The organism is Steroidobacter gossypii, assembly GCF_016801985.1.
Classification (GTDB): Bacteria; Pseudomonadota; Gammaproteobacteria; order Steroidobacterales; family Steroidobacteraceae; genus Steroidobacter; species Steroidobacter gossypii.
Genome location: NZ_JAEVLS010000002.1, coordinates 140,090 through 155,436, shown reverse-complemented (window position 1 = coordinate 155,436; position 15,347 = coordinate 140,090). Strand labels below are relative to the sequence as shown.

The 15,347-nt window shown below is 63.3% G+C and carries 13 protein-coding genes; 7 read left to right on the top strand and 6 right to left on the bottom strand.

Translation table 11 applies throughout. From position 1 onward, the window contains the following. Window positions 1-32 precede the first annotated feature (32 nt). Entirely contained in the window at window positions 33-2,363 is a 2,331-nt protein-coding gene (locus JM946_RS08060; RefSeq protein ID WP_203166692.1) for a DUF349 domain-containing protein, read from the bottom strand. Window positions 2,364-2,571: 208 nt separating this feature from the next. Here JM946_RS08060 and JM946_RS08055 point away from each other — a divergent pair, with 208 nt between their 5' ends. Then, on the top strand, window positions 2,572-4,458 hold the full coding sequence (locus JM946_RS08055; RefSeq protein WP_203166691.1) for an endo-1,4-beta-xylanase: 1,887 nt from the start codon (window positions 2,572-2,574) through the stop codon (window positions 4,456-4,458). 50 nt (window positions 4,459-4,508) lie between these two features. Here the strand turns inward: JM946_RS08055 and JM946_RS08050 are convergent, their stop codons facing one another. From JM946_RS08050 to JM946_RS08040, 3 genes are all read right to left on the bottom strand, one after another. Beyond that, on the bottom strand, window positions 4,509-5,111 hold the full coding sequence (locus JM946_RS08050; protein WP_203166690.1) for a cupin domain-containing protein: 603 nt from the start codon (window positions 5,109-5,111) through the stop codon (window positions 4,509-4,511). After that, window positions 5,108-5,683, bottom strand: coding sequence for an RNA polymerase sigma factor (locus JM946_RS31215; protein WP_203166689.1), 576 nt, complete (start codon window positions 5,681-5,683; stop codon window positions 5,108-5,110). The genes JM946_RS08050 and JM946_RS31215 overlap by 4 nt, the downstream gene beginning before the upstream one ends. A gap of 82 nt (window positions 5,684-5,765) precedes the next feature. Continuing rightward, the gene (locus JM946_RS08040; protein ID WP_203166688.1) at window positions 5,766-7,766 is read right to left on the bottom strand and encodes a hypothetical protein; all 2,001 of its coding nucleotides are present in this window, start codon (window positions 7,764-7,766) and stop codon (window positions 5,766-5,768) included. A gap of 95 nt (window positions 7,767-7,861) precedes the next feature. On the opposite strand from JM946_RS08040, the gene JM946_RS08035 reads away from it, so the two are divergent. The 6 genes from JM946_RS08035 to JM946_RS08010 all read left to right on the top strand — a co-directional run bounded on the left by JM946_RS08035 (window position 7,862) and on the right by JM946_RS08010 (window position 13,584). Next, on the top strand, window positions 7,862-8,701 hold the full coding sequence (locus tag JM946_RS08035; protein WP_203166687.1) for a phosphatase PAP2 family protein: 840 nt from the start codon (window positions 7,862-7,864) through the stop codon (window positions 8,699-8,701). After that, entirely contained in the window at window positions 8,599-9,144 is a 546-nt protein-coding gene (locus JM946_RS08030) for a vanadium-dependent haloperoxidase (RefSeq protein WP_203166686.1), read from the top strand. Before JM946_RS08035 ends, JM946_RS08030 begins: the two co-directional genes overlap by 103 nt. Window positions 9,145-9,255: 111 nt before the next feature. Beyond that, entirely contained in the window at window positions 9,256-10,032 is a 777-nt protein-coding gene (locus JM946_RS08025) for a DUF3750 domain-containing protein (protein WP_203166685.1), read from the top strand. A gap of 295 nt (window positions 10,033-10,327) precedes the next feature. After that, window positions 10,328-11,569: a porin gene (locus JM946_RS08020; RefSeq protein WP_230979573.1), complete on the top strand. Its 1,242-nt coding sequence runs from the start codon at window positions 10,328-10,330 to the stop codon at window positions 11,567-11,569. A gap of 381 nt (window positions 11,570-11,950) precedes the next feature. After that, window positions 11,951-12,811, top strand: a complete 861-nt coding sequence (locus JM946_RS08015; RefSeq protein ID WP_203166683.1) for an alpha/beta hydrolase family protein — start codon at window positions 11,951-11,953, stop codon at window positions 12,809-12,811. 53 nt (window positions 12,812-12,864) lie between these two features. Beyond that, window positions 12,865-13,584: a lipase secretion chaperone gene (locus JM946_RS08010; RefSeq protein WP_203166682.1), complete on the top strand. Its 720-nt coding sequence runs from the start codon at window positions 12,865-12,867 to the stop codon at window positions 13,582-13,584. A gap of 16 nt (window positions 13,585-13,600) precedes the next feature. Here JM946_RS08010 and JM946_RS08005 read toward each other — a convergent pair whose 3' ends face one another. Beyond that, window positions 13,601-14,845 (bottom strand): RNA polymerase sigma factor, encoded by a 1,245-nt coding sequence (locus tag JM946_RS08005; protein ID WP_203166681.1) that lies wholly within the window; start codon window positions 14,843-14,845, stop codon window positions 13,601-13,603. Continuing rightward, window positions 14,811-15,194, bottom strand: a complete 384-nt coding sequence (locus tag JM946_RS08000) for a YciI family protein (protein ID WP_203166680.1) — start codon at window positions 15,192-15,194, stop codon at window positions 14,811-14,813. The genes JM946_RS08005 and JM946_RS08000 overlap by 35 nt, the downstream gene beginning before the upstream one ends. Between the last annotated feature and the right edge of the window lie 153 nt (window positions 15,195-15,347).

Genomic DNA, 15,347 nt, shown 5'->3' with positions numbered 1-15,347 from the left:
AGCAGTGTTGACTAGCGCACTGGCTGTCCCGATTAGCCCTTGCGCCTCGACGATAGCAACACCTTCTCCCGACACTTTTTGAAGCGCTCGAGCAGCGGTGCGTACACAGTCTCGTCCACCGGACCCACGCCCAGCCATTCGAGCGTCAACGAATCGATCTCATGTTCGTCCGCCTTCACTCCCTGCCCCATGCTGTCTCTCAGCCGCTGCATTTGGTATTCACGGCGGAGCGTCTGGTCGTCCGAAGGGGTCGGAGTATCAGTCGAGATCTCGGCGCGGATACAGAGCATTCGTAATGCGCGCTCGTTCGCGGCCACATCGTCGTCGCCTGCGCGAGCGAGCGTGTTCTTCACAGCCTCCAGGCCACGCTTGGGCCACTTGGTCGCGCCAGCCAGGCGATCTTCCGCAGCCTGTTTCAGCGCCTGACTCTCGGCAGCATCGGCATGACGAGCGAGTGCGAGTCGATAGGCGCGGACGGCGTTGGCCGCATCGAACAGATCGGTCCAACCTTGCTCGGCATCGAGCGCATGCTGACGAGCCACTGCGTGGTGACAGCGATCGAATGCGCGCTCGAATCTGTCCTGCAACTGCCGGGCCTGGCCCTTGGGCAGTTCGCCAATCTCCTCGAACGCGAGCCACATCTCGGGAAGCTTTCGGGCCATGCCGAGCAATTCCTGGCCGGTGCAAGCGGCCATCCTGTCCAGCTCTTCGCACAACGCGACCACCTGGGATTTCTTGCCCTCGATGGCTTCGTTCTGAGTCGCAAACTCCTGCTGACGCTTTTGAAACAGGGTATCGCATTGCTGTCGAAACTCTTCCCACAGCTTGCGATCTTCGTCGCGCGGCACAGGACCGACGGATTTCCATTGCTCTTGCAGTCGCTTGGCCTCTTCGATGGCCTTGCGAATATCCGAGGATTGCAACAGCCCCCGCACCCGCGCGATGAGTGATGTTTTCTCCTTCACGTTGCGCGCGTATTCGGCATCGATACGACTTTGCAGTGACGAAGTGAGCTCGTTGAACTTGCGCTGCAGAGCCTCGGCTTCGGCGGGATCCACGGGCGAGTGCTGGCGCCACAGTTGACGGGCTTCGCGCACCGCGGTGATCACAGTGCGCCAGTCCGGCTGCTCCCAGTTGTGCTGCGCCTCGAAATTGGCGAGCCGTTCGAACAGCAGGCCGCGCTGGCGCAGGTTTTCCTGCTTCACTTGCGCCTGAGCTTCGAAGAATTCGCGGCAGGGTTGATAAGCCTTTTGCGCGGCCTCGTGGAAACGATGCCACTCCGCCTCCGCCTCGCCCGAGCCTTTGCTCAACGTGCGCCACTGTTCCTGCAAATCCTTGATGTGCCCGGCGAGCGCCGACGGATGCAGAGTCGCGCCGATCAGCGACTCCATCCGTTCGATCAGCTCGAGGCGCTTCGGAGCGACCGAGAAGCTGCGCCAGTCGGCCAGCTCCTGCAGCTTGGCGTCGAGCTGTTTCAGCTGATTGGCGAGGTGCGCCGGCAGCGGCGGAACCGCGGGCAGCTTCTCTTCGATGGCACGACGCAGGCCTTGAGCCGTTCTGCTGCTGCCCGTGGCCAGAGCCCCATGCGCCTTGCGCAACAGTCCGCCGATCTGGCGCAGAGCCTGTGCTTCCGCCTCGGCTTTCTGTGCTTGCGCCTTGCGCTCCTCTTCGATGAGGTGCGCTCGTTCGGCCGCAGCTGCAGCCGCCGCCTGCTGTTCCGCTTCGCGTTGCTTCTGGGCGAGAGCTGCGGCGTTGGCAGCGGCGAGTTCGCGAGCGGCGTCAGCGGCAATCTGTCGCAAGTGTTGCGCGATGACCTCGCGCGACCGATCGATGGCCTCCTGAGTCGCCGCGGCAACGTCTTGCCCGGCGTGCGCAGCCACCGCTTTCCAACGACTTTCCAATTGCTCGAGCGTCGGTGTGAACAAGGCGTCGTAGTGCCGATGGCTATGTCGCTCGATAGCGGCGGAAACCGCAGCGACCTCCTCATGCAGATGCTGAACCTCTCGCTCATGCGCGAGCAGAGCGTCGCGTTTGCGGGTCAGAATCTTGTAGACGCTCTTGTCCTTGCCGCCGCGCGCATCCCTGAGGAGCTGGCGAATCTGCGCGGGATCTTCAACTGCCTCGGCGGCCCGCTGGCGGATCTTGGTGGACGTCCCCTCGATCACCAGCCTGGCGACGGTCTGGGCATCCCCGGCCGAAATGGCCGCGGTCAGACTCTGCTCCTCCTGCACGGCGAGCAAAGCGGGCTCGGGCGCGCCGGGTGCGGGCGCGCTGGGTGCGGGCGCATCCGTAGGAATCTTCTCCGACGACTGCACCGGTGCTGCGGGAGGCGGCGCCTTTCGGAAGCGCGAGAACAGGGACATCGAGTGATCCTGGACTGAAGAACCGGGGGCGGCGCGCTAGTTTAGCGGATCGTCATTTCGGTTTTAGCAAACGTTGGCGGCACCACCCGGCCGCCCGGCCCCGAGGCCATGAAGTTGATACCGCTACCATCGCGCCGTGATTGGTGTTAGCTTCCAATCGTCCGACAGACAGTTTCAACGCTGCACTATAAATCCTGGGGGATAGACCATGAGCATGGACTCTCGTGCGTTGCTGAGTGCGTGTGTGTTTTGGGCCGCGCCACTGGCCGCCGTGGCGCAGACCGAACCCATCATTGTCGAAGCGGAATCGGCCACTGTCAGTTCTGGCTATGCCGTCGGAACCGCGGACGGCGCCACCTACGTCACCATCGTCAACGATTCACCGGGCTTCGGCCCGCCCGCCACTGCCGATGGCGCGCTGACCTATTCGGTCACGTTCCCGGCCGCGGGCAACTACGATCTGTACGCCCGGTTCCGCGTCGGCCCCGGTGGCGGCAGCGACGATAGTTTCTTCATCGGCAACGGCTTTGGCGACAAGGTCGGCACCAGTGAATGGGTGCTGGTGAATCAAGTCGATGGCGGCGGCTTCACCGCGCCAGCCGATACGGTTCGCAATGGCGGTCCGGCCACCACCAATGTTTTCAAATGGTTCAGGCTCACCGGCTTTGCCGGCCCGGCCACCTGGACGGTGCCCGAAGGCAATCTCACGCAGGTGTTTTCCGCCGCCGGCCGCGAAACCGGCAATTTCATCGACAAGTTTGCCTTCGGCCATCAGGGCTCGTGGTACACGGTGAACGATCTGGATACCGGCTCGGCCGCCACCGGAACGCCACCGCCCCCACCTCCTCCGCCGTACACACCGCCCGGTCCACCGATCGCGACGGGCAAAGCGAAGTTCCTGGGCAGCGCTCACAGTCCGGCGCAGACGGCGAATTTCGCCGCGTACTGGAATCAAGTCACGCCCGAGAACGGCGGCAAATGGGCGACGGTCGAGAGCACGCGCGACGTCATGAACTGGGCCCAGGCCGACGCGGCGTATCAGATGGCGCGCGACAACGGCTTCATCTTCAAATGGCACGTGCTGGTGTGGGGCAATCAGCAACCGGAGTGGATGCAGAATCTGCCGCCCGCCGAACAGCTCGAGGAGCTGCGGGAATGGTTTGCCGCCATCGCCGAGCGCTATCCCGATCTGGAGCAGATCGAGGTCGTCAACGAGCCGCTGCACGATCCGCCGCTCGCGCCGGCCAATACACCTGCCGGCCAGTCATGCGGTGGCTGCGGCAACTATTACGAGGCGCTCGGCGGCGCCGGCGCCACCGGCTGGGATTGGATCATCAACGCCTTCGCGCTGGCGCGCGAGTATTTCCCCGACGCGAAGCTGATGCTCAACGATTACAGCATCGTCAACGACGGCAACGCGGTCCGGAACTACGTCGACATCGTCAAGCTCTTGAAGGCGCGTGGACTCATCGATCTGGTCGGCATTCAAGGTCATGCGTTCTCGACGACCGAGCCGGCGCCGATGCCCAACCTGCGCGCCAATCTCGACTATCTGGCGAGCAAGACCGCGCTGCCGATCTACGTGACCGAGCTCGACATCGACGGCAACGACGATCCGGTGCAACTGGCGGGCTATCAGAAAATCTTCCCGGTGTTCTGGGAGCATCCCGCGGTGCGCGGCATCACCTTGTGGGGTTATCGCCCGGGCCACTGGCGGACTGCTCAGGGTGCCTGGCTCGTTTATGAGAATGGTGCCGAGCGTCCAGCCATGCAGTGGCTGCAACGTTACGTTCGTAACGACCGCGCTGAGGTCGTGCATCAGTGGCTGTCTGTAGCCGGAAACGCGCCCACCGGAACGGTCGTCGGCACCGCCAACGCACGCGATGCGGACACGGACACGACGCTCTCAGAGTGGCAAACGGAATATTCCTCCGGCGGCATATTCGCGATCGACGCGGATACGGGCGCGATCACCGTGGCGGATGCCGCTGGGTTGAGCGCTGTACCCAAAGGCACCGAGCTGAAACTGTTCGTGTCGGTGTGGGACGGCTACCAGCGCAGCGAACCGGGTAGCGTGTCGATCGTGGTGAGATAACGCGGCTGAAGCAGGGTCGACCCACGGTCGGCCCTGCTCTCGCGCGAAGATCAGCGCAGTTGATCCGACGGCGAGGTGATCAACAGGCACATGCAGCCGGTTTCACTGTACACACGCTGATCCGCCGTGCCAGGCTCGGCTCGGTTGAAATCGCCGGGATACAGTTTCCGGTCTTCGATCCACAGCTCGCCTTCGAGCAGATACAACTCCTCGACGCCCGCGTGCCGATGCGGCGGATACGAGACGCCCGGAGCGAGACGCACGAGCATGCTCACACGGTCGCCTTCCTTGTCCGTCGATAGCAGCTTGACGGTGATGCCGGGTGCGGCTTGTTCCCACTGAGGCTCATGCCAATCCTCCGCGCCGGACCATGTCACCTTGGGCGCTGGAGCCGATGCCTTCTTTTGCGACGCCTTGGCGATGCGCTCGGCGAGCTCGTTCCAGATCGGCGCGGGAGGCGGCAACGTTTGAGTGCGCCACGCCGTCAAGGCGCCGGTGAGCGGCCCCAGCGAGTAATACTCCTGCTGACACTCCAGGCAGGCGGGCAAATGCTCCGCCATCAGCCGCGCTTCGGCGCTATCCAGAGCCGCCAGCGCATACGAGGCGACCAGGTCGGTGCGCTCGCATCGATTGTTGCGCGATGACGAGCTCATGATGCCGCACCTTGTTTTTGGAAGGCCAGCTGCAGCTTCGCCAGTCCGGCTCGGAGACGACTCTTGATCGTGCCAATGCTATCGCCATGTTGGGCGGCGAGCTCGGAGTACGACGAGCCGTTCAGGATAGTGGCCTCGATGGCCTCGCGTTCATGCATGGTCAGCGTCTCGAGCGCCTCTTTCAGTCTCAAGTCCTCGGCGACTCGCTCCGCATCGCCGGGCGGCTTGCCGGCGCGTGGATGATGGAGCGCGTGGGCTCGGGCTTGTCGCATGATCCAGCCGAGCACGGGGCCCTCCGCAGCCGCAAACACCGGCGCTTCGCACCAGATCATTTGGTAGATGTCGAGAACCAGCTCTTGAGTCAGCTCGCGGTCGCCGGTCAAACGCACCAGGTAGGTGAAGACCAGCGGATGAGTTTTCTCGTACAGCGAGCGCAACGCCGCCTCGTCGCCAGCGGCAATCGCGTGAATCAGGGCGAGCCACTCCTTCTCCCCGATTCGGGTGACCGCTGGATTGGCGTATAGCAACTCACCCAGGGTGAGAGTGGCTTCATTGGTGGCTTCGGCGCTCACAGTTGTAAATCGTGCCGTGCGCCGCACGCAAGTTCAAGAAGCACGTGCATCCATGGATATCGAATGATAACTGGGTCGCTGCTCAGAACCCGACCTTGGCCGCAGCCCGCCGGAACGACTCGCGAGTCTCCGATGTGAACCGAAACGCGCGGAAAAAGTCTTCGATCCCGTAGCCCGGCGCCACGCGACGCAGCGCTGCCACCTGCGCACGAGCTTCCTCGAGTCTGCCGGCGGCGGCGAGCCAATTGATGGCGACAGCCTGCACGTTCACATGGGCGTTGGGCCGCACGGCCGCTTTGCTGGCCCAGTCCGCGGCCTCTTCGAAGCGCTGCAGCCTGAACAGAGCCATCGCGCGCGAGGCCAGCATGGCGAACATGAGTGGATCGAAGGGACTGAGTCGGCGGGAAGTATCGCTCGACTCGATGGCGCTCTGCGCGTCGCCTTCCTGGCTCTGCACGAATCCCAGCGTGTAGTGGCCGAGCGCAAAGTTGGGGCTCAGCGATACCGAGCGCTGCAGCTCGAAGACCGAATCGTCGACATGTCCACGCAGCCACTGCGCTCGGCCCATGGCCCAATGCGCGGCAGGGTCCAGATCGTCGGCGACCACGCTGTCCGCGGCTGCCGCATAGGCGCGTTCGATTTCGCGATCCCGCTCGGTGCTCCAATGCAGGAACACATTCTGGAAATGGGTGAACGACAGGCCGGCGTGCGCGCGCGCAAAGGTGCGATCCTGTTTCACCGCAAGCTGAAAATAATGAGCCGCATGGCGATTGTCGTCGGCGTTGAACCGATACATGTGCCATAGCCCGCGATGATAGGCCTCCCATGCATCGAGGCTGTTGGGAGGCTTGAGCACGGCGCGATTGCGTTCAGCCGCTTCGATCTGCCCGGCCAGACAGATCACGATGCGATTGCCGATCTCCTCGAGCACGTCGAACGCGGCGTCCAGGCTGTAACTGAAGTCGTCCGCCCACACGATCCGGCCGGTGGCCGCTTCGGCCAGCTGCGCGGTGACATTCAAACGCCCCTGATACCGCCGCACCGAGCCACTCGCGACGTAGTCGACCGCGAGCAGACGAGCAGCTTCGTCGGGCGGCACGTTCCGTTCGCACAACGCGAACACACTGCCGCGTGCGATCACGAACAAAACGCGCAACTTGGCCAGCCGGGTAATGATGTCTTCCGTGAGCCAATCGGCCAGGCCGCCGCGAGCGCCCGGTTCCAGAGAGTGATCGGAGAACGGCATGACACAGATGGAGGCGCGACGCGGCTTGTTCGTGGACGACTCCGCCGCGACGGCGGCTGGAACAGCGGCGTTCACTTCGATTCGGGGCGTCTGCACGTGCTGCGACGCATGGCGACGCGCCGCCCGCCAGCATTCACGGATCGGCAGCCACTCCACTCCTTCGGCTTCGAACAACCGGATCGTTGCCTCGAGATGCGCCTCCCCCTCCTTGATCCGGCCCGCCATCGACAAACGCTGCAGCAGTGACTCGTGGGCGCGTCGGTCGAACGGCGCAAGTTGCAGCCATTTCTCGAGACAGGCACCCGCTTCGCCGTGCTCCTGCTCGCCGAGGCGCGAGACGAGCTGTTCCAGCACGGCCACATGATCGGCGCGAAATCGTCGTCGTTGTGAACCAAGCCAGCTTGCGAACTCCGGATTGCGGTCGAGCTCCAGGCCTTCGGCGAAATCCCCGGTGTACAGCTCGCCGAGCTGGCGCAGCTGAGAAACATTCAATGTTTCCAGACCGGGCTCCCTGAGACGAGCGATGTGGAACACGTCCACATCGCAATCGGAGAGATCGAGAGAGATGGCGTCCGCGGCGGCATCGACCCGCGGCTTCGATGCATCGTCGAGCACCGCTCGAAGCCGGCTCAGGCACCAGCGCAGCTCACCGCGTGGATCGCTGGAGGAATCGCACAGCAAGTCACAAACGCGACTACGCGGCAGCGGCCCTGGCGTCACGGCCAGGAGTGCCAGCAACCCTCGCACCTTGCGTGACGAGGGCAAGGGGATCTGGACGCCTTGCCTGCATAGCGTCAGCCGACCCAACAGTCGCAACTGGACGGGATGGTCGGTCACGAACCCTCCATTTCCCATGGTTTTTACCACGGTCGCTGCCACGCGCCGAGCCTAAGTTGCAGCCCGCCATTCATACCAACTTCTGGGAGATCACCATGAGCAGACTTCGAGGCCTGTGGGCCGCAACCGTGTGTGCGTTCGCCGCCTGGACCGGGCCCGTCGCCGCCGACGCAGTAACGGACTGGAACGAAATCACCATGGCGGCGGTGGCGGCGGGTCGACCGGGTCCGGTCGGATCGCTGGACACCGCACTGGTCCAGATCGCCGTGCACGATGCGGTGCAAGCCATCGAGCGACGTTTCGAGCCTTATCACATGGAGGTGCGGGGCGCGAAAGGCAGTCGTTCCGCAGCCGTCGCGGCAGCCGCGCATGATGTGCTGGTGGGCATGTATCCCGCGCAGGCTGCGTCGCTTGACGCCACTTACTACAACTATCTGGCCAATCATGGTCTCACGGGCGACCCTGGTTTGACCGTGGGCCAAAAGGTTGCTGCCGGCATCCTGCCGCTGCGGCGCTCTGCCCCCGAACCGCTGCCGCCGCCGTTTGTGGGGGGCATGGATGTAGGTGTTTGGCGGCCTACCGATTCATTCCAAGGCACGCCTCCCGCGCCGGCGCCGTTCTCGTCGATGGTGGCGCCGTGGATGTCCACGACCGATCCGTTCACGTTGACCAGTCCGAGACGCTTTCGCGCCGACCCACCTCCGGCCCTCACCAGCGAGCGCTATCGTCGCGATTACGATGAGGTGAAGTCGCTGGGCGCGCTCATCAACAGTGGGCGTTCGGCCGAACAGACCGATCTGGCTTACTTCTATAACGACAATATCTTCGCCCAATGGAATCGCGCGCTGCGCGCCATCTCGGCGAAGCATATCCACCGCATCGGGACAGCGCCCGACTGTTTGCGCTGGCCAACATCGCGACGGCCGACGCCGTAATCGCCTGCTGGGACAGCAAGAAACATTACGTCTTCTGGCGCCCCATCACGGCGATCCGCGAGGGCGACAACGATACCCATCCGCAGACCGTGGGCGACCCCGCCTGGCAGCCGTTGGTGAACACGCCGAACTATCCCGAATACACCTCGGGCGCCAACAACGTGACCGCGGCGATGACCCGAACCCTGGCGATGTTCTTTGGTCGCGACCGCATGACGTTCGAAGTCACCAGCCTCGCACCGATGGTCCAGAAGAAGGTGCGGACGTACGAGAAGTTCTCGGACGCCGCGCGCGACGTGGTCGATGCGCGCGTGTATCTGGGTATCCATTTCCGCTTCGCCGACGAGGCGGCGCGCGCGCAGGGCAACCGCGTGGCCGAGTGGACCTTCAAGCACTTCTTGCTACCGATCGAGAACAAACGCGGCGACCACCACCGCGACTGACGCTCACCGCGAGCACGGGCTTCGCGGGCTTCACTCGCGAAGTCTGTGCTCCGGTTGTTTGCAATATGCCGAGAAATGCCCGACGCTTATCGAGCAGCGGGAGCACCAACGATGAGCACCAAGCGCCGGCGGATCGGCTGGCTGATTCTACTTTTGCCTCTGTACGCGGCCTGCTCGGCCACCTACATCGGTCAGTCGGGACGACTCGGCGGCAGCGACTGGCGAACGGCGAGTCGCGAGCCGGTCGGGCTTGCGCCGGATCCGGCGACGACACCGGAAGCCGTCGTACAGGTATACGCGGCGCGCACGATCAGCTGGCGCGGCTATTTCGGCGTGCATACATGGATCGCGGTGAAGCGCAGTAACGCCAGTGAATTCACCGTGCATGAAGTCATCGGCTACCGTCTGCGACGAACAGGCACCACCGTGGTCACTCGCGTGCGTCCGCCGGACGGTCGCTGGTTCGGCGCTGAACCCGATCTGTTGAAAGACGTGCGCGGGCCAGGCGTGGACGCATTGATCGACCGCATCGAAACGGCCGTGCAAAATTATCCCTACGCCGACACTTACCGCATCTGGCCGGGACCGAATTCGAATACCTTCACCGCGTTTGTATTGCGAGACGTACCGGAATTGCGCGTCGACTTGCCACCCACCGCCATCGGCAAGGATTATCTCGGCGTCATGCCGGTGGCGCTCACGCCCAGCGGCACCGGCGGGCAAGTCAGTGTGCTCGGCGTCGCCGGCGTGGCGGCGGGTTGGGAGGAAGGCGTGGAGCTCAATCTGCTGGGTCTCACATTCGGCCTCGACCCCCTGAGCCTGTCGCTGAAGCTGCCGCTGCTCGGCCGCATCGGGCCGGACGAGCACGAGCCACTGATCGTCGATTGATCATCCATCGATCATTCACCGGGTGGTGCATCACTGTGCCAGTGTGACGTAACACTGTCACAGGCTGACACATTCCCTGCCGGCGCGGGCGTGACGGAAAATTACAAACAAAAGAATCCAACGCGCCGAATGTCGCTAGAAACATACTGACTGCGCCTTACGCACCAGCACAAATCCAAATGGCATAGGCCTTGCTACGTCTGAGTGCAGCGAAGAGCCAACACGTGCTCGCAGCGACGACGAGCGACCCGATAAGCGATCGCCCCGGCGATCGAAACAATCCAGGGGGAAAGCCATGCGGACGACAGAGCGCAGGATTGGGCCAACTCATTGGTTCTGGTACGCAATCGGGGCCGTCATCATGACGCTGCTGGCGGGGCCGCCGGCCGCCGCGGTCGAAGTGGACGCCGGCGATTGGAAACTCACTGCCTCGGGCAACGTCAACGTTCATTACATTCATTCCAGTTGTGAGGAAGAAACAGTGGCGGCCGTCACCGGCGGACTGGCGTGCCGGGGCGCGGCCGGCGAAGACAAATCTTCCTCGATCAGCAACGGTCTGCTGCCAGCGGCGCTGGCCATCGGCGCCTCCACCACGCAGAACGGCTACGACCTGACCGTCACCTTCGGCTTCTATCCGGGCATCAGCACCAACGACGGCAGCCCGAATCTGCAACAGGGCGCGGACCTGTTGAACACGGCGCTCGGCACCACCTCCATCGACATGCGTCAGGTGTTCATGACGTTCGGCAACGACAGCATCGGCACGTTCCTGCTGGGAAGGAACATCGGGCTGTTCGGCGCGGATGTGATATTGGCCGACATGACCTTGCCCGGCGTGGGCGCGGGCAACGGCAACTACGCGGCGCCGGCCAATACTTCGCTGGGCTCGATCGGCCTGGGATATATCTATACGGACTGGCTTGGGCAGATCAATTACACCACGCCGGATCTGAGCGGCTTCAAACTCACCGTCGGCATTTTCGATCCGCTCGAGCCCATCACGCAGGGCGTGGCGACCCCCGAAGGCAGCCCGGGCTATCACGCCAAACTGCAGTACACCAACGGGCCCATTTATCTCTCCGCCAGCTTCATCGGGCAGAAGCATGAAGGCGTCACGAATGCGGACGACTTCGACAGCCGCGGTTTCGATGTCGGCGGCAAACTGACTTTCGGCGGCCTGGAGATCATGGGCTGGTACTACGCCGGCGAGGGCATGGGCACGACCGCGTTGTATCTGTTCGGCGCGGCGCCCGGGGGCGAGGAGCGTGATTCCGACGGCTTCCTGGCGCAAGTCACATACAAGTTCGGCGACACCAAAGTGGGCGTGAACTTCGGCCAGAGCAATCTCGATCTGGCCCCGGGCGAACCGATCTCGGCGCTGGTCGAGAGCAACGAGAAGTACACGGTCGGCGTGTATCACTCGCTCACCGAGAATCTCACCTTGCTCGCCGAGTTCACCGACACCAAGGCCGAAGCTCACAACGGCATCGAGAACGACAGCAGCAATTTCAACGTCGGCGCCTATCTGTCGTTCTGAGTCATCGTTTGGAGTGGAGCGGCGCTGCCACGGCCCGATCTGCAGTCCCCCTTCTGCAGATCGCGGTCGTGGCGCTTTGCCAATAGTCCAACTCCGATCCCGCTGAGCGTTCATCGCGCTCGCCTGTCTCACATCCATTCGGATCGTGACGTTTGTTGGGAAATCAATCGCTTGATCCCGTCTGCTCTCGGTGCGAATGAATTGACATTTCGGTGCACTACTGCCCATTCATGGCACGACAGCGCCCGCCCTGGTATATCCGCTCGGCCGTGAATTCCAATCCGATCGACTTGCAGCTGCAGAACGGAACTCGGCAAAGCTGAGCAGCGCCATTGCCGGCGCTGCGCTTCATCCACATCGCTTCGATATCAGGGGAACCACATGGAAAGGAACAACTCCCGTCGGCGCTTTGGTTTGGCACTCGGCCTGCTCTTCCTGGCCGCCAGCGCACACGCGCAGTATCAAAAAGGACCGGATCCCACCTCCGCTTCGTTGAACGCCACCAGCGGCCCGTTCAGCGTCGCCACCTCGTCGGTGTCGAGTCTGGCGGCGGTCGGTTTTGGCGGCGGCACGATCTACTACCCGACGACCAGCGGCACGTATGCCGTGCTTGCGATCTCGCCGGGGTTCACCGCCACTCAATCGTCGATCGCATGGCTCGGCCGCCGGATCGCCACGCACGGCTTCGTCGTGATCACCATCGATACCAATTCGACGCTGGATCAGCCACCCAGCCGCGCCACGCAGCTGATGGCAGCACTGCGACACGTTACCCAGTCGAGCAGCGCCACGATTCGTAGCAGAGTGGACGCTTCACGACGCGGCGTCGCCGGTCATTCCATGGGTGGCGGTGGCTCGTTGTACGCCGCCCGAGACAATCCTTCCTTGAAGGCGGCCGTACCGCTCACGGCGTGGAGCACGACCAAGACTTTTTCGTCCATGCAGGTACCGACCCTGGTGATCGGCGCCGAGAACGATTCGGTCGCCTCGGTCACGTCGCATTCGATTCCGTTCTACAACGGCTTGCCGAGCTCGCTCGACAAAGCGTATGCGGAGCTCAATGGCGCCAGCCACTTCGCTCCGAATTCGACCAACACGCCGATCGGTCGCTACGCGGTGGCGTGGGTGAAGCGCTTCATGGATGAAGACACGCGCTATTCGCCGTTCCTGTGTGGCGCGCCTCATCAGAGTTACGCCACGGGATTGGTGTTCTCGGACTATCGATCGACCTGCCCGTATTGAAACGTTCGCACCGGGATGGCGGCTTCGCCGCCATCCTTGCAGGAGAGCCCGCCATGCAACGAAATCTCATATCAGCTGTGTTGGTTGCTGCAGCGGTCGGCGTCGCCGCGTCGTGGTGGTGGCGTGCGGACGTACCGAAAACAACCGAATCTCTTCCGTTGAGAGACCAGCCCGCACCCGCACCGACGGTAACGGCGAAGGCTGAACAAGACGTCGCGGAGCGCGAGCCGAACATGGACGCTGCGACCTCCGGGACTGCCGCGACGACATCGGAACAAACTGGATCGCCCGCAAAGACCGATCCGGAACAACCGTTCCGCGTCGACAGTGCAGGCAAGCTCGTGGTCGATGAGCAAACACGACTCAACATGGAAGCCTTGTTTGCGCAGACCGATGCAGCGGACCTGGGCGAGGCCCAGCAGAAGATCACGCAGCAATTACCCGCTGCCGCAGCAGCGGAGGCTGTGAGATTGCTCGAGCGCTACGACAATTATTCGAAGGCGCAGCGACAGGCTTATCCACCAGGCGTCGCGCCCGCGACCGAAGAAGCGGCACTAGCCGAGCTGGAAGGTCTGCACGCGCTTCGTGTAGCCCACTTCGGCCCCGAAACAGCCATGGCGCTCTACGGCAAAGAAGAGGCGCTCACGCGCTCGCTGATCGAGCTGATGCGTGTGGAAAAGGATCAGGGTTTGACCATGGAAGAAAAAGCCGCGCGAGCTCAGCAGCTGTACGACTCGAGACCAGAGCTCTCGCCGGGGGATCGCGGACCTTGATATTCGCGGGCGCGCTTCAGCAACCGCGCCGCTCCAGCAGGAAGTGCCGAACCGCCGCATCTTCGCTGAGCTGAATCGCGCGATCGTAAGCTTCCGCCGCCAGCTCGGCGCTGCCAAGCTGTTGCAGGAGATGCGCGCGCACTGCCCAGTAGGGTTGATACGAACTGGTCTCAGGCTCGAGATGATCTAGCAACCCCAATCCGGCCTGCGGCCCGTGCAACTCGGCATGCGCCGCCGCTCGAGCCACGGCAGCGCCGATCGAGGGAGCGAGCCGCAGTAGTTGATCGTAGAACGCGGCGACCGCGACCCAATTCGTGCTGCCCCCGAATGCGCGTTCTGCATGAGCCGATTGGATGGCCGCTTCGATTTGGAATCGTCCCAGGCTCTGCATCCGCGCGGCTGCGGCCAGCTCACGCTCGGCCTCGTGGATAAGCGGCATCTGCCAGCTGTGTGGATCCTGCTCCGACAATGGCACGTAGCGTCCGTCGGCACTACGACGCGCCGGCCGTCGGGCCTCGCAGTGGAGCATCAGCGCGAGCAGCCCGCGCACTTCCGAGTTGTCAGGAATGTGGTCTCTCAACACGCGGGCCAGCCAGATTGCTTCCTGACCGAGCTCCGCGATTCGATGGTCCGCGCCCGCCGCATCTTCCCAGCTGTTCCCGTACGCGGCGTAGATGGCGTTCAGCACGGCTTCGAGCCGTTCGGGGATCTGCTTCGCGGAAGGAATTTCAAACGAGATGCGCGCCTTTCGAATCTTGTTCTTGGCGCGGACCAGGCGCTGTCCTATGGTCTTCGGCGCCACGACTAAAGCGCGACCGATCGCCACGGCGTCGAGCCCGAGCACCGTTTGCAACATCAGCGGAGTATGCATGTCAGGATCGATCGCAGGATGCGCGCAAACGAACAGGAGTTTCAGACGCTCGTCCGGCAACGTGTCCGGATCGGGTGTCTCTTCCAGTTCGCGCATCATCAGCGCCAAAGACGGCGCACTCAGGTCATGAACCTGCTGATGTCGGATGCGATCCAGCAGCCGATTGCGCGCGGCAGTGAGCAGCCAACCTTGCGGACTGCGCGGCACACCATCACGCGGCCATGTCAGCAATGCAGATACGAGCGCGTCCGCTAATGCGTCTTCTGCGCCCGCGACATCTCGCGTGCGCGCGGCGAGCACGGCCACGAGTCGTCCGTAAGATTCGCGCGCGACTTCTTCGATCGCGCGCTGGACGTCACCATTGCTGGCGTTCACCAGTGACGCTCTCATCCGTCTCGCTTGACACAGGTCGCACTTCGATCGCGCCATAAGCCGCGGCCGGACAGCGCGCCGCCCAATCCAGGGCTTCGTCGAGCGAGGGCAGCTCGAGCACCATCAACCCGCCCAACTGTTCTTTGGTGTTGGCGTACGGACCGTCCTGGATCAGCCGCTTGTCCTCGCGCAGCCGAACCGTCGTGGCGTTGTCGGGACTTTCCAGCGCGTTGCCGCCGACGTAGATGCCGGCATCGGATATGGCACGGAAGTAACTGCGCCAGGCGCCGATATATGAATCCGCCACGGCGGGATCGCGCCGCTCCCAATCGTCGGGTCTCTCATAAATCATCAAGGCGTAAAGCATCTCGTCCTCCGCTGTGCGAGCGTGTTGCTGCCCCTACGATGACGGTGGAGCCGCGGTCATTTCGACAACTCTCTCGCGCGCCGATCGTCGTCAATTTGGCGCAGACACTCGCGTCTCATCGCCCAGGGCTCGGCCAGAATCCGACTCACCAGA

Bases quoted from the DNA above. Each gene is read 5' to 3' on its own strand.
- JM946_RS08060 (WP_203166692.1), bottom strand. From the start codon at position 2,363: ATGTCCCTGTTCTCGCGCTTCCGAAAGGCGCCGCCTCCCGCAGCACCG.
- JM946_RS08055 (WP_203166691.1), top strand. From the start codon at position 2,572: ATGAGCATGGACTCTCGTGCGTTGCTGAGTGCGTGTGTGTTTTGGGCC.
- JM946_RS08050 (WP_203166690.1), bottom strand. From the start codon at position 5,111: ATGAGCTCGTCATCGCGCAACAATCGATGCGAGCGCACCGACCTGGTC.
- JM946_RS08035 (WP_203166687.1), top strand. From the start codon at position 7,862: ATGAGCAGACTTCGAGGCCTGTGGGCCGCAACCGTGTGTGCGTTCGCC.
- JM946_RS08030 (WP_203166686.1), top strand. From the start codon at position 8,599: ATGGAATCGCGCGCTGCGCGCCATCTCGGCGAAGCATATCCACCGCAT.
- JM946_RS08025 (WP_203166685.1), top strand. From the start codon at position 9,256: ATGAGCACCAAGCGCCGGCGGATCGGCTGGCTGATTCTACTTTTGCCT.
- JM946_RS08020 (WP_230979573.1), top strand. From the start codon at position 10,328: ATGCGGACGACAGAGCGCAGGATTGGGCCAACTCATTGGTTCTGGTAC.
- JM946_RS08015 (WP_203166683.1), top strand. From the start codon at position 11,951: ATGGAAAGGAACAACTCCCGTCGGCGCTTTGGTTTGGCACTCGGCCTG.
- JM946_RS08010 (WP_203166682.1), top strand. From the start codon at position 12,865: ATGCAACGAAATCTCATATCAGCTGTGTTGGTTGCTGCAGCGGTCGGC.
- JM946_RS08005 (WP_203166681.1), bottom strand. From the start codon at position 14,845: ATGAGAGCGTCACTGGTGAACGCCAGCAATGGTGACGTCCAGCGCGCG.
- JM946_RS08000 (WP_203166680.1), bottom strand. From the start codon at position 15,194: ATGCTTTACGCCTTGATGATTTATGAGAGACCCGACGATTGGGAGCGG.